We start from the raw sequence: 15,218 nt of genomic DNA on the forward strand, positions 1-15,218 counted from the left end.
AGGGATGGAATTTACAACTTCCGAAAAAAGACCCGTAAATTCGATTCCTTGTTTGAATGTGTAAAAATCACTAAAACCTTGGCTTGCTGCTCAATTATACCCCTTAAATCGGGGTTAGTACAGTCCTAAATGATGTCTTTTCTATAAAATCCCAGCTACAGTGGAATTTAATCTTGCAAAGTGGAATTTACTTTTTCAATTCACCAAAAAAACAAGGAATGTCCTATTCTGGAATGTCCTATTCAAGGTTACTGTTCCTTACTGCTCCGGCACAAAGGACAGCTCCTTGAAATACTCCTCTGCCAGCTCCACTCCCCCATCCTTGTAAAGTCTGCCCTGCCTGATCCACAGAATGCGGTCTGCAAAGGCCCTGGCACACCGGAAATCATGGGTAATGGTTATCATGGCGGAATTGTTTTTCTCATGCAGCAGCTTCAGCTGACGGAGGATATTGGTTAATCCATTGTAATCCTGCCCCACTGTGGGCTCATCCAGCAGAAGTACCTGGGGCTCCATCGCCATGATGCAAGCAATGGTAAGCCTTCTCTTCTGGCCTTCGGAAAGGGATTGGGGATGCCTGTTCCTCAGCTCCTCCAGTTCAAACCGCTGTATCATCTCCTCCGCTATTTCTTTTCCGGAGGACTGATATGCCACCTCCTGGATCACGGTAGGCATAAACAGCTGATAATTCGGATTCTGATATACATATCCAAGCTTTCTGTACCAATCCCCGGAGGGGCGCTTTGCATTGCCCGGCTCCAGAAACTGCTCCAGGCTCCCCTGTGTGGGCCTGATTAATCTGGCTAACAAGCGCAGAAAAGTAGTCTTTCCCGATCCGTTTTCTCCAAGTATTACAACTCGTTCTCCACGATGCAGGGTAAGGCTCAGATCCTTTAAAATCTGCTTACCTTCTACAGAATACCCCATTCCTTCCATACGAAAGCAGGGCTGTAAACCTTCTGAAGTTTGCAATCCATAGCCGGACACAGCCTTCCTTCCCTGCTTCTGGTTCCTATCATCCGCATTATTACCACTGTATTCGATATCCGCGCTCCAGGGAATCACACCATGCTGTAGAAAATCCTTCGGCAGAGCTTCATAAGGAATTACCTTCCCCTTCTTCAGCCAATATACAGTATCCGCATAGGGAAGCACCATGTCGATCCGGTGTTCCATCATCAGAACGGCATACCCTTCCCTTGTTAATTGTTTTAAAAGTCTCAGCAGAGTATGGGTCCCTTCCAGATCCAGATTCGCCAGCGGTTCGTCAAAGACCAGTATTTTCTGGCCCATGGCAAGGATGGAGGCGGTGATCAGCCTTTGCTTCTGTCCGCCGGACAGGCTCCTGGTAAACCATTGAGGCTCCAGACACAGCTGCTTGCAGACAAGGGCAATCCTCTCCCGGATCTGCTCCGGCGCCATATTCTGATTCTCACAGCCAAAGGCAATCTCATCCTCCGCAATATAATTAATAATCTGACTGTCCGCATCCTGCAGCACGCTCCCGAGGATCTTGGAGATTTCACTGGGTTTTCTGTCCCCGCTTGCCGCACCGTCAATCAACAGCTCTCCCTGCTCCTCGCCCTGTATAATATGCGGGATAATCCGGTTCAGGCAATGGAGCAAGGTGGATTTTCCTTCTCCCGACAGGCCGGAGAGAAGCATGAATTCCCCATAATGGAGCTTCAGCTCCACATCCTTTAACACCCATTCCTCCGCCATCCGGTAACGGAAGGAATAATGAAGCATTTCAATCGCCGCTCTATCCATAGATCATCACCCCCGCCAGAACAGCCGCAATGCTCAAAGCAAATACTCCGTCCCTTACCTCAAAACGAACCTGCTTATAAACGCTGTAGGAAGTGTCCGACAGCGCAAAGCCTCTGGTTTCAATTGATACAGCCATAATCTCGGATATACTTATCAGCCGCATCAGAAATGGAAGGAGAAATGCCCGGTACAAATACGGCAGATGATAGATTCTGACTTTAACCCCTCTGGTTTTCATCGCCTCTGTGATCTGTTTTATTTCATTGATCAGCAAGGGAACAAATCGTATTGTGATCAGCATACCCAGGGTAAGAATCCGGGGCAGGCGCAGCTGGGCCAGATTACGGGTGAGATTGACCGGGGGCAGCGCCACCATAACCACGGAGGAATAGGCAAGCAGCAGGGTTCTCCCCAAGGTCTGGATACCGGCCATGTATTGCCTGCTGGTCAATACCGCCCCCGCTCCAATCACAGTGCCGATCAGCAGAAACAAGGGAATTGCCCGGACCAGAACACGGGTATAGCCAAAGAGAATATAGATAAGCGTCAGAGCCGCCAGTAAATACAGAATTGCCAGGCGCTTGGACACCAGCAGGCCGATGCAGAACACTGCCACGGAAGACAGAAGGCTGATCAAAGGATAGATAGGTCTCTTGACATATAGTTTCTCCATCTATAATTTCCCCGCTCTTTGAAGCTCACATCCGATTTTATAACCAATTCTCGCCCCCGCGTAGCTCAACAGAATGGTTGCAATAAAAAGCACTCCCGACAGCACCGGCCGGTTGAGGATCTCCCCTATGGATTGTCCGTGGAGGAGCATGGTGAACACCAGCGTCACAGGAATGGTTAACGGTATAAACAACGTAGCCGCCAGCAGCTTTGCTCCATTCTTATCATAACTGCGGAAAATGAGCCAGGTAATAAGCTCACTTACAAAACCTCCGATTATCATATTCCAGAACATCACCGGACTCATCATAAGAAGAACGGAGCCGTGAAACAGACCGATCAAGGTCAGGGTTCCGATTTTTCGCACCTTCATCAAACCGATCAAGACAAGGATGGAATAAAGAATAGCAGAGGCCATATTTCTTAACCCGAATAAGGTGCTGGACATTACCAGGGGCATTACCAGCAGTCCCGCCAATGCCAGCGCCGCGGACAGAATTGCGATAAATACGATATCTTTTATGGTGAACTTTTGCAATTTCATCATACATACCTCTCTTATCACTTATAATTCGAGAACACAAATCTGCATTTCCAACTTCATATCCCCGTATCTCTATTCTTCTCAATGGATATAAAGGGTCCGCTTGCGGACAAACTTTCCTATATAACTTTCCTCTATATAATAGGGAAATCTCTCCCCTTCGGTCACGAACCGGAAAATACCTTCTTTCCGTTTTCCGATAATATCTCCCTGACCTCACGAATCAATTCCTTCTCCGGCTCCTTCGTATCGGCCAGAGTGTAAGACAGCCCCAGCTCCTTCCACTTATACTCACCCATTTTATGAAAAGGCAGCAGCTCAATCCTCGATACATTAGGATATTGATCCAGGTGTCTGGATAAATCCCTTACGCTGTCCAGATTATCCGTCAGTCCCGGAACAAGCACATACCGAATCCAGGTCTCAATCTTATGCTCCCTGAGATAATCCAGGGTGCGAAGGGTGGGGTCCAGCGGCACTCCCGTAACCTCCTTGTATACAATGGGATCATAATTCTTAATATCCAGCAATACCAGATCCGTATATTCCAGAACCTCCTTCACCGCATCATTCCATATGAAACCGGAGGTATCAATGGCAACGGAAATCCCCTGGGCCTTCAGCAGCTTGCATACCTCCAGGACAAACGGGGCCTGAAGCAGGGGCTCTCCTCCGGTGAAGGTCACTCCCCCCTTGGAAAACTCCAGATAGGATTTATATTGTATAATCTCCTGAAACAGCTCTTCCGGCGAATACTCTGTTCCCTTATGGGTATCCCAGGTATCCGGGTTATGACAGAACTTACAGCGCAGAGGACAGCCCTGAAGAAATACCACAAATCGTATTCCCGGACCATCCACTGTTCCAAAACTTTCTAAAGAATGTATCCTGCCTAATACACTCATGCACTCGCTCTCCTCTCGCGGGCCATTAACTGAATTCCGGCCATTCATTGAGTTCTTTCCACTTACTTACACCCTTCTATCCGCAGCATCCATTTCTTTGTTAAAATTCTGTCATTTACTGAAAAGAAGGAAGAAGTCCGGTATGCAGCCATGCTGATCATAGGTTCTTCTTCCTTCAAATGACAGAGCCCTATACCCGGACTTCACTTCATTTCTTTCCGGCAGGCTCACAGTACCTCTGCCGGGATTTATCCAACTAAATTCTAACGTTCATGGAAGGTACGGTTAATAACATCCAGCTGCTGCTCACGGCTCAGCTTGATAAAGTTCACCGCATAACCGGATACCCGGATGGTGAGCTGAGGATACTTCTCCGGATGATCCATGGCATCCAGCAGAGTCTCACGGTCAAATACATTGACATTGATATGATGGCCTCTGCTCTTAAAATATCCGTCCAGCAGGTTGCTCAGATTCTCGGTCCGCTGTTCCCCAGTCTTACCCAAAGCCTTCGGAACGATGGAGAAGGTATAAGAAATTCCGTCCTCCGCATGCTTATAGGGCAGCTTGGCTACCGAAGCCATGGATGCCAGCGCACCCTTCTTATCTCTTCCGTGCATGGGATTGGCACCGGGAGCAAAAGGATCCCCCTTCTTACGTCCATCAGGAGTACTTCCTGTCTTCTTGCCATATACCACGTTAGAGGTAATGGTCAATACGGAAAGTGTCTGCTTTGCTTCCCGGTAGGTCTTAACCTTGCGCAGCTTATTCATGAATTTCTCAACAATATCGATTGCAATCTGATCCACGCGGTCATCATTATTACCGTATGCAGGATATTCCCCTTCGATTTCATAGTCTACGGCAAGACCGGCTTCATTGCGGATCACCTTTACCTTCGCATATTTGATGGCAGACAGGGAATCTGCTACCACCGACAGCCCTGCGATACCGCAGGCTTCCGTACGAAGAATATTAATATCATGCAGCGCCATCTGAAGACGCTCATAATTATATTTATCATGCATGTAGTGAATTACATTCAGGGTGTTAATGTATAGCTCGGACAACCAGTCCAGAGTCTGGTCAAACTTGGACATTACCTCGTCATAATCCAGATAATCCCCTGTAACCGGTGCAAACATCGGCCCTACCTGCTCGCCGTAGATCTCGTCCTTGCCCCCATTGATGGCATACAACAGAGCCTTGGCCAGATTGGCACGGGCACCGAAGAACTGCATCTGCTTGCCCAGCCGCATAGCGGACACACAGCAGGCGATGCCGTAATCATCTCCCCATACTTCACGCATAAGATCATCGCTCTCATACTGAATGGAGCTGGTATCGATGGACACCTTGGCACAATATTTCTTAAATGCATCCGGGAGGAATACGGACCACAGCACAGTGAGATTGGGCTCCGGTGCGGGTCCCAGGTTATAAAGGGTATGAAGCACACGGAAACTGCTCTTGGTAACCAGAGTACGTCCGTCCAGTCCCATTCCTCCGATGGATTCCGTTACCCAGGTGGGATCGCCGGAGAACAGATCATTATAGGAAGGGGTACGCAGGAAACGAACCATTCTCAGCTTCATTACAAACTGATCCATCAGCTCCTGGATCTCCTCCTCCGTAGCCAATCCCTGCTTCAGATCCCTCTCATAATAAATATCCAGGAAGGTGGTGACCCTTCCAAGGCTCATGGCCGCGCCGTCCTGTTCCTTGATGGCACCCAGGTAGGCAAAATAGGTCCACTGGGTCGCTTCAAAGGAATTCTTCGCCGGCTGGCTGATATCATATCCATAGGATGCCGCCATTGCCTTAAGCTGCTTTAACGCACCAATCTGCTCGCTGATTTCCTCCCGCAGACGGATGTCCGGAGCTTCCAGAATCGGGATCTCTAAGAGCTTCTTCTCCTCCGCCTTCTCCTCGATGAGGAAATCTACACCATACAGCGCTACCCTGCGGTAGTCGCCGATAATTCTTCCTCTGCCGTAAGCATCGGGAAGTCCGGTAATGATACCGCTGTGCCTTGCCTTCTTCATGGCATCAGTATAGGCATCAAATACCCCGTCGTTGTGGGTCTTTCTATTTTCTGAATATATCTCCTCTGTTTTCTTATCCAAATGGTAGCCATAAGCTTCCAGGGCATTCTTAACCACCCGGATTCCTCCGTTGGGCATAATGCCGCGCTTTAAGGGCTTATCTGTCTGAAATCCGACAATGATCTCATTCTCTTTATCCAGGTACCCGGCACCAAAGGCGGTGATGGTAGAGGGCTTCTCTGTCTCCGCCTCCAGAATCCCCTTGCTGTTCTCTTCCTTCATCAGCTCCATTACCTTTTCCCAGAGCCTATTTGTCCGGGCAGTCGGTCCGGCCAGGAAGCTTTCATCCCCTTCGTAGGGTGTATAGTTATGTTGAATGAAGCTTCTTACATTAACTCCGGTCATCCAACTGCCTGGTTTAAAATCATACCATTCCTGTCTCATCATGTCATTCATCCTTTCTAAGTGCGGGACTGCCTTTCTTTCTAAAATGGCGGCTGTAAATGATCCCTCACACCTTGCACCGCTTTTCCGCGGCAAAATAATTTCTTCAGGTTGCCAACATCTTACACCTGTTACAATTTACACCTAATACATACCACAGGAGACATAAAAATAATGTGATTCTAATCACATTATATAACACAGAGTCCAGAGGGACCCTTCCCACAATCTATGGTGATTACTGGAATACGCATTATTCTCGTGCTTCTCCTGCAATATATCCTATCATTATCATAATCATTTTTCAAGAGGAAGTCTTTGAAATATACAGGATATCCTGATCTGCTCTTTATTTATCCCGGTGCGGTGTCGATATAACTAATACATTATGAAGGAAAGGATACGTTGCCGGCAACCCATCGGTTGTTCACAACATACGGTTATTCCTATGGATATTCAATCATCATATGATCCCCGGTCCAAATTGAATAAACCCGGAATCGCCCGTACTGCCGCCGAGAATAAAGCGCTGGAGGCTGCAAGGGCAAAGGAAAGCCAAATCACTTCTTCCTCTGCGAATCCCTCCCAGTGGCAGGAGGGGCAGGTGCTTCGTGGGCAGATCCTGGACCATCGCTATAACGAGGTAAAGCTCCGGCTTGAACCGGGCAAGCAGGTTATAAGCGCCCGTATCTCCGGCAATGTTCCCCTGTCCATAGGAGAAAATGCAAAATTCCAGGTAACCGGGGAAAGTCCCGGACACCGGGACGGCCCGGAACGCCTGACACTTAAATATATTCCCGAGACCTCTTCTCCCGTTGATCCCACGGTACAGAAAGCTCTTACTGCTTCCGGCTTCCCCATGACTGACCGTAATAAACAGATTGTTGAGGAGCTCCTTCGCCATACCCTGCCCGTAGATAAGCAGACGCTTCAAACCATGATCCAATTGTCTCATACCTACCGGGATGCGGCCTCTCTCACCCTGGTGTTAATGTATAAGAATAATATTCCCATCAATGGAGGGAATGTAAACCAGTTCCAGGCTTATCAGAACGGAACCGCACAGCTGATAGAGGATATCCGGCAGACCGTGAAGGGCCTTACCGAGCTGCTTCTCCCCGAAGATGGCTCCTTTGCCGGCCCAGAGCTCCAGGCCGGTTCCCAGTCCAGCTCCGTCCATAAGCAGCTCTTCCTGCCTTCTTCCCCGGCGGAAGGCCTTCTTCCTTCCCAGTCCGGGCTCACGGCTGAGGAGGCGCTGACCCAAAGCCTTGGGATTAACCGCGCCCTGACGGAGCTGCTGTATGGAACTGCTCCAGGCTCGGCATCCCTCCCGGCGGATACTTTGCTGGCACAGATATATGGAAAGGATGCGCTGCTGCAGCTGGCTAAGGAACTGCAAACCTCCCTCCTGCCGGAACAGCTGGGTTCCATGACCCTGGAGGAAGCTTCCGCCCTTGCCGCAAAGCTGTCCGCGGACATTGCATACTCCGTTGAGAACCAGCTGACAGGTCAAATACCCCCGGCTTCTATATCCTTTTCGCCCATACCTGAGGTGCCGCCCTCCTCCTCCATGCCGGAGATGATCTCCGATTTATTGGCAAAGTACAATTCCGCTTCTCCCCATGGGCTTCCGGCCCATGCCTCCGTATCCCGGTATCTGGATGCTTCCCAGTCGTCCTCTCTGGCTGAGCTGCTGGATCATACTCCTGGGTCTGAAGCAATAGCAGAAAGGCTTGCTGACGGATCCGCTTCCGTCCGGAATCTGCTGATCCATCTTCAGGACAGACTGCCGGATATGAATCAGGCGACTGCTGCCCGGCTTTTATCCTCACCGGAATATCAGAAGCTGCTGGAGGGTGCATTCCTTGACAGGTGGACGCTCACCCCCAATAAGCTGGCAGGAAAAACAGCGGCAAAGGAGCTGTATCAACAGCTTTCCGAGGATATGGAACGGATCGCTTCCATCACAGCCTTCAAAAAACCGGCCGGTGAGAACGGAATATCCCAGGAACCCGCAAAGCAGCTGCAGGAGCATCTCCGGTTTATGAAGGATCTCAACGAAGCCTTCACCTATCTGCAGCTACCGGTACAGCTAAAGGATCAGACCATCCACAGCGAGCTCTATGTCTATACCAAAAAGAAGGCGCTTCAAAGCAAGGAGAACTTAAGTGTTCTCCTCCACCTGGATATGCCCCACCTAGGTGCCATGAATATCCTGATACGGATGGATCATAACACAGTCCATGCCAGCTTCCGTCTGGAGGACGAGTCCTCACAAGGCATCCTGTCAGAATCCCTCCCCTCCCTCACGAAGGCCCTGGCTCAAAAAGGATATCAGCTTCAGAGTGAGATTACCGACGAATATAAAAAAGTGGATTTCAGCAGAGATTTCATAGAAGAAGGAGCCGGAGAGGGCGAGGTAAAGCGTTACAGCTTTGATATCCGGACCTGATAAAATAAGGCTGTCCAAACAAAAATCAGGACAGCCTTGTCTCTTAAAATATTACCGGCTCGCTCTCTTATACCTGCCGGGCATTACTCACCAATCTTCTCATCATAATCATCAAATATAAAGGACAGCACATCCGCCATTCCCACAAATGCACATCCGTAGAGAAATGCATCCCCATCCTCCTGGCTGCGGACAATCTCTACCACGGAATGCAGGATCTCCCCTGTGCCCAGGTCGATGCTGGCATTGAAATAATATCCCAGGGGCAATACACTCTGGGCCCGGAAACCGATGCCCGACTTCGAGATATTAATCACCTCAATCGGTGCATTCAGATTACTCACTTCAACATGATTCTGCTTGTATAAATTAAGTATTTCCAATGAAAGCTTCACTGGCATTCTTTTGGCTCTTCTTCTCTCTTCCACGGCGCCCTCCCTGTTTTGCTGTTTGATACTATTATAGCTTAACCAGGGAGGATATACAATCAATAATAAAAAAACCGGTAAATTATTAGTTACACCCCAGCCTGGGGTGTAACAATTATCCTCTCACTGTTGCCCGCAATATCTTAACCTCACTTCCAAGGGGGCGGAGGATGAATTCCCTGACGCTCTCCGGTATGATGAAGGTCTCAGCGTAATGCACTTCAAAGGGTTCAAAGGCTCCGTCCACGCTCTCAATTACAGCTCCTTCGCCGTCCACCACGTTGCAGGTGCTCACACTGCCCTCACTTGCCACCCTGCATTCTGCTCTAAGGGTGTATCTTCTTGTTTCAATAAATTCCCGTTCATGAAGACCGGTTCTCTCTATCTTATTTACCTCGTCCTCACTGATTGTCTCAAAGACATTGATCAGGTTCTCCTTTACCCATTCGGTGGTGCGGTCCCATTGAATAACCTTCTCACCATGGTCAATATGCACCGGCCTTGGCAGACCGTCCAGCCCTACCCTGCCCCAATCCCACAGCTTAAAGGTAAAGATATAAGGTGTCGCACTGATTTCCAGCACCATGGTATTCCTTCCGCTGCAATGTATGGTTCCTCCCGGTATCAGATAATGGTCGTGCTTCCTTACCGTCCAGGTGTTCACGTATTTGGGCGCATCAAAGGCGGTCTCCCCCAGCTGTGCCCTCCTTAGCTCCTCCAGCATCTCTTCCTGGTCAATTCCATCCTTTAATCCCAGATAAACATCACAGTTCTCCTCACAATCCAGAATATAATAGCTCTCATCCTGCGTATAATGCATATTGAAGGTATTCTGGATGTACTCCGTTAAGGGATGTACCTGCAGGGAAAGATTCTGCCCGCCCATGGTATCCAAAAAATCAAAGCGAATGGGGTATTCATCCCCAAATCGTGCATGTACACGGTGCCCCAGCAGCTGCTGCGGACAATAAAAGACCACATCAATGGATGGGATTTCAATTCTGACCTCTCCAAATCTCAAATAGAGACTGTTCTCCTCCGGCACTCCGTCGAAAGCCCAGGCATAATTGGGACTGCTCCTGTCGAGGCCGCATACCTCCTTCATCCACTGGCCCCCCCATACCTCCGGTGCAAAATAGGGCACCAGCCGGAAGGGCTCGGAGGCAAATTTACGCAGTCCCGTACGGAAGCCCTCTCCTGTTACAAGCTTCGGCACACCTGCTTCGTTTGTGTCCAGCAGATAGTCCATCCGGTCAAATAAACCACGCTTCAGTCTGTCCGCCATTCTCCATTCCACAAAAAAGCCCTGTTTGAATTTGGCCAGCTTCGGCGCATCCTGATTGCGTGATTTCCAGTTGGACCAGCCCTTCGCAAAGCGGCACTGTATCTCCCATCTTGCCATATCCGCATAAATCAAGGTATCTCCCTCACATACCAGGGAAGCCCCGACACCATAGACAATGACAAGGCCTTTTGCAGAGGCAATGCTTTCCCGCATCTCCTCCACCCTTTCCGGGAAATAAAAGTCCTTAATATTCATTGTATTCATGATGCCGAACACTCTGTCCTGAGTCAGAAACGGCTGAATCCTTTCGTTGTACTCCTCATCACTGACCATGCAGTCCTCTGCATTGATAAAAAGAGCCGGAAGTCCCTTCAATCCCTCCAGTATCTCCCGGATATCCACTTCGGTATACAGCTCCAGGGTCACTACATGGCGTTCCCTGGTGCCCGCTTCCTTTTTTATGACCTCCGCGATTTTATCATAACCCTGCACCGCTTCAAATCCATGGAGTACCTTTTCAGGGTATTTATCATAATTTCCATATCCTTTAAACACTTGATTTCCTCCTGATTATAATAATGTTGCTCCAATCATGCCCGCGTCGTTGCCCAGTACGGCGGCGGCAATCCGTATGGGGATTGCTTCACCGCCATAGACACCCTTACTGACCGTCTCACTGAGAACGTCAATAAATAAATCTGCAGAATTGGAGATGCCTCCGCCGATTATAATGATTTCCGGACGCAGGATGTTACCAAAGCTGACCAGGCCTTCTCCGAGATAATAGCAAAACTCATGAAAGACAGTCAGGGCACCCTCTTCACCGCACCGGACCCGGTGGAAGATCTCCTTCGTGGTAATCTCCATGCCGGTCCGCTCCCGGTAGGAAGCCATCAGCGCGCTGGAGGATGCATAGGCTTCCAGACAGCCCCTGCGTCCGCAGGTACACTGCCTTCCTCCCGCCTCCACCGTCATATGGCCGAGGATACCGGAGGCATCCCCGTGAAGGGTTCCTGTATCCAGTCTTCCCCCGGTCATAAAACCTCCTCCCACTCCGGTGCCAAGGGTGATCATACATACCCTGTCAAAGCCTCTTCCGGCGCCGTATAGGGCTTCTGCCAGAAGAGCGCATTTTGCATCGTTTGCAATCTTAACCGGCACCTGCCACCGTCCCCCAACATCTGAAACAATGCTCTTGTTCTCCCACCGGATATTGTTGGAATAGGTTATTCTTCCTTCCCTGCTGTCAATTAATCCGCAGGAACTGATTCCAACCATGTCCAGTCCATCTCTTCCCGCTTCCTCCGTCAGTTCTTCCATGGCAGTAAATACCTGGGACAGGAAGACTTCATATTCCATACTGCTATTGGTAGGAACGGTTCTGACCGCGTTCAGCTTCAGCTTCTGCTTCTGAACCACTCCTATCTTTGCCGATATACCGCCGATATCAATTCCTATAGAATACATCGCACCCCTCCTATGCATAAATCAGAAACCACGCCTTAGCCATTTGTACAAACTCCCGGTTATAGCCATGGGGTAAGTCTTCAAAATGGGTATAGGATTTTGTACCCTTGATTCTGTCAAATAAATCAGCAATGGTTTCCGGAGGACAGGTCTCATCCCTGCCCCCGCTGGTCAGCAATACCGGAAAGGTAAAGCGATGTACATGATGAATGGTATCCATTAAATATTCTGCCCTGGCCGTCTCCCGGGAACCGGCCTCATACAGCTCCCTGCCCATGGCATAGGCCCCCCTGTTTCCGGCCATTGCAAAGTTGGTAAGAAAGGGCTGATCACTGGCAACCGCCCTTGTAATGTCCTGAAAAACAGAGCCCAGCAGCATTGCCGCCCCGCCCCCCTGACTGGTGCCGAAGAAGGAGACTCTGTCCGGCAGTACATTTTCCTGTGACAGCGCCCAGCGGACAGCCATCACACAGTTGACCAGCCAGGTAAAGTAGCCCTTCTTTGCTCCGCTGGTAAAGGTATCCGGCAGCACGCTTCCCACACCGTTCATGGTCATCTTTGCCACATCCTTTCCCTTCGGAGTGGTGTAGCCCAGGGGATTGATATGAAGTACGTGAAAATACTGGGCCAGCTCCGGATGCATGCTCATCTCCCCTCCGTATCCGGGTGTATGAACAATCAGCGGAGCGCTCTTATTAAAGCAGGGCTGGAAATAGCAATAAAACGGATCATAACCCTCGCTTTCTATCCGCACGAAGCGGTCTGCGCCGATGGACTGGAATATATACATAGGAATGGAGAAGGGGTCCATATATTCCTCCCTGTAAATACAGGGGCGCTCCCCTTCCTTTCGGATGGCTTCCACCCATAGGTCAATATCCTTTTGATTCATTGTCTGACGAACCTCCTTCTGTTTCCATAGGTACTGCTTTATTTTTTGCGGCTGTCATGGCAAGCCTCAGGAACCTGGGCCGATAGATATCACCGTACCGGAAGCAGTCCTCCCCGTTCACATTATAGGAAATGAGGATTTCCTCCGGTCCGGAGAGTGCCGGATGTGCCTTCGCATTATAGGTGTTATTGCCCTTGCCGGGAATAGTCAGGGTAGTATCATGAGTATAGATAATGGTCTGGTCCCGGAAGGGCGTATAAGGGGTATCGGAAATGGATGCTTTAATGGTTGCGGTGTTGGTCAGATGACTCCAGACAAACAGATACTTTCCTTTGTTTTCGCCGGATTGAAGCTGTGTTACACTGCATTCCGGCGCAACGCCCTCCTCCAGGGACAGGAACTCTGACGGCACCTCCCGGCTCCAGCCGCCGTCGCTGCTCAGGTATTCATAGGCTCCAAAATTCTCGATATTCTCCGGCTTCACTCTGGATACCACCAGCCTGCGCCCTTTATTCTCCACATCATTATATCCATAGACATAGATATAACCGTCGGGATTCATAACGCCTGCCTCCTCCGTGCTCTGGTAGACAGCCCCGCCAAAATACCATTTATTCCTGGAATCTGCCGTATCACAGAGCTGCTTTTTATCATCATTGATCAGCTTCAGCGAACTATAGTTAACCGCTCCGTCCACAATATCATATCTTGCCAGATCTGCTCCGATCTGCTCAAAACCGAATACCGTGGGCACGGAATCGATCCGCAGTGCATACACATACAGATAATCGCCAATCACAAAGGTATCCCCAAGCCAGTAATAAATCTCCTTTCCCGCCTTTGTTGCAGGAAGTCCGGGGCTTGGAAGAATGTTAGCCGTATTGCCGTCCTTTGGCTGGATGCGGAAACTTATCCGCCCCGGGTCGGGCAAGCCTCCCCGCAGCAATGCGCTGGTGTTATTAAGCATCAGCACCTCACTGCGCAGATCCGTCCTGGGATCCACCTTGGAGATAATCGTGTCGCTGAATACAAAAAAGGTATTCTGCTCCTCTTTATCACGCTGGTAGTTATAGTCCTTCCCATCCAGATTCACCGTGTAGATTCCATCCGCTCCCGCCCAGCCTTCATAGCGGGAAAACAAAGCAGTGTAGTCCGGGGCTTCCTCACAGTACCAGCCCTCGCCAAGAAAAGCAGCGGCCTCACTCAGCCCCACACGGCTTCCGCCGTAATTGCTCATGATTTCTATCCTGATATAGTGGGTCTGCACATTTTTCATATCTATAATTATAGAAGGGGGCAGCTCTTCGCTTCCGTCCGCTCTGTCCAGAGTATAGCTGCCGACTGTCTTCCAGGTAGTGCAGTCATCGGATATCTTGAGCCGGAAGTCCTGCAGCCCGTAGTCCAGATGCTCCGGGTCATTATAATTCCAAAGCACCAGCTGTGACACCGGATACTGCCCCTTCAGGTCTATAAGAAAATCTATCGCCGATGCCTTCTGGCTGAACATATGCTCCGGCTTATTGTCATGGACCGCCTCAGCCGAAAACCGGTCACTCAAGCCTGTTCCATTGACAAAATTATAATCCTCGGCTGCTGCAGACCATTTCCCGTTGATATAACGCTCCAGAGGCGAGCAGGCAATGCTCTCCCCTGCCGCAGCAGGCTGTTTATAGCGGAATAGCCGGACTTCACTCAGGCCGTTGCCGCTTCCGCCATAATTGCGGAGGGCCGTAAGCTTTATATATCTGGCACTGGCTCCGTTGAAACCGACAGCTCTTCCCTTATCCGTACCCGCGGCCTTCCCTCCGTCCTCTCCCGTCGCCTCCTCCAGAATATAGCTGACCGGCTCACTGTAGGCGATATTGTCCTCGGAATAAGAAACGGCGATTTCCTTCAGTCCGCTTGCGGTGTCTCCTTCCCCGTTATAATTCCAAATATACAATTCTCCCAGCTGGTCGATATGTCCGATATCGAAGATAAAGTCCTTCCCATCCCCCTTGTACATATCCTCTGCCGCATTGGAATGCAAATGAATCCGGCCTCCGTTTCCGCTCATGCCGGAATTGTCTGAAACAGCCTGATAAGCTTCCTCCATTGCGCTTAGGGGAAGCATCTTCCCGACCTCCTGTACTGCCACAGATGCTCCTATATATTCCGTATCCAGGACCTCCTTTGTTTCCGCGGGAATCTCCGGCGGATCATTTTCTCCGGCGGATCCTCCCTTTTTTCCGCAGGAGACCAGCGCCGCCGCAATCATACCCAGAAGGATTATTCCTATGATTTTTCTGTCGATTTTCACCTTTACACCTCTGTT

General features: G+C 49.9%; 11 protein-coding genes. 1 reads left to right on the plus strand and 10 read right to left on the minus strand.

Annotated features, from left to right (window positions below; translation table 11 throughout):
• Window positions 1-258: 258 nt before the first annotated feature.
• The 5 genes from HNQ56_RS05230 to pflB form a co-directional block, all read right to left on the minus strand.
• Window positions 259-1,770, minus strand: coding sequence for an ABC transporter ATP-binding protein (locus tag HNQ56_RS05230; RefSeq protein ID WP_429143501.1), 1,512 nt, complete (start codon window positions 1,768-1,770; stop codon window positions 259-261).
• Window positions 1,763-2,443: an energy-coupling factor transporter transmembrane component T family protein gene (locus tag HNQ56_RS05235; protein ID WP_429143502.1), complete on the minus strand. Its 681-nt coding sequence runs from the start codon at window positions 2,441-2,443 to the stop codon at window positions 1,763-1,765. The genes HNQ56_RS05230 and HNQ56_RS05235 overlap by 8 nt, the downstream gene beginning before the upstream one ends.
• Window positions 2,444-2,989, minus strand: a complete 546-nt coding sequence (locus HNQ56_RS05240; protein WP_429143504.1) for a hypothetical protein — start codon at window positions 2,987-2,989, stop codon at window positions 2,444-2,446.
• 161 nt (window positions 2,990-3,150) lie between these two features.
• Window positions 3,151-3,891: a pyruvate formate-lyase-activating protein gene (gene pflA / locus HNQ56_RS05245; protein ID WP_429143506.1), complete on the minus strand. Its 741-nt coding sequence runs from the start codon at window positions 3,889-3,891 to the stop codon at window positions 3,151-3,153.
• Between the two features lie 263 nt (window positions 3,892-4,154).
• Window positions 4,155-6,380 (minus strand): formate C-acetyltransferase, encoded by a 2,226-nt coding sequence (pflB, locus tag HNQ56_RS05250; protein WP_429143826.1) that lies wholly within the window; start codon window positions 6,378-6,380, stop codon window positions 4,155-4,157.
• A gap of 448 nt (window positions 6,381-6,828) precedes the next feature.
• Between pflB and fliK the strand changes: the two genes are divergently transcribed.
• On the plus strand, window positions 6,829-8,832 hold the full coding sequence (gene fliK / locus HNQ56_RS05255; protein ID WP_429143508.1) for a flagellar hook-length control protein FliK: 2,004 nt from the start codon (window positions 6,829-6,831) through the stop codon (window positions 8,830-8,832).
• 83 nt (window positions 8,833-8,915) lie between these two features.
• Here the strand turns inward: fliK and HNQ56_RS05260 are convergent, their stop codons facing one another.
• The 5 genes from HNQ56_RS05260 to HNQ56_RS05280 all read right to left on the minus strand — a co-directional run bounded on the left by HNQ56_RS05260 (window position 8,916) and on the right by HNQ56_RS05280 (window position 15,203).
• Window positions 8,916-9,260: a PilZ domain-containing protein gene (locus HNQ56_RS05260; protein ID WP_429143510.1), complete on the minus strand. Its 345-nt coding sequence runs from the start codon at window positions 9,258-9,260 to the stop codon at window positions 8,916-8,918.
• Window positions 9,261-9,375: 115 nt separating this feature from the next.
• Window positions 9,376-11,100 carry a class I mannose-6-phosphate isomerase gene (locus HNQ56_RS05265; RefSeq protein ID WP_429143512.1) on the minus strand — a complete coding sequence of 575 codons (1,725 nt, stop codon included), beginning with the start codon at window positions 11,098-11,100 and terminating at the stop codon, window positions 9,376-9,378.
• A gap of 15 nt (window positions 11,101-11,115) precedes the next feature.
• A complete protein-coding gene (locus HNQ56_RS05270; protein ID WP_429143513.1) occupies window positions 11,116-12,012 on the minus strand; it encodes an ROK family protein in 897 nt (298 codons plus the stop codon).
• Between the two features lie 10 nt (window positions 12,013-12,022).
• Window positions 12,023-12,904: an acetylxylan esterase gene (locus HNQ56_RS05275; RefSeq protein WP_429143515.1), complete on the minus strand. Its 882-nt coding sequence runs from the start codon at window positions 12,902-12,904 to the stop codon at window positions 12,023-12,025.
• Entirely contained in the window at window positions 12,885-15,203 is a 2,319-nt protein-coding gene (locus HNQ56_RS05280; protein WP_429143517.1) for a DUF5005 domain-containing protein, read from the minus strand. The genes HNQ56_RS05275 and HNQ56_RS05280 overlap by 20 nt, the downstream gene beginning before the upstream one ends.
• Window positions 15,204-15,218 lie beyond the last annotated feature (15 nt).

This window comes from Anaerotaenia torta (assembly GCF_050433395.1).
Classification (GTDB): Bacteria; Bacillota; Clostridia; order Lachnospirales; family Lachnospiraceae; genus Mobilitalea; species Mobilitalea torta.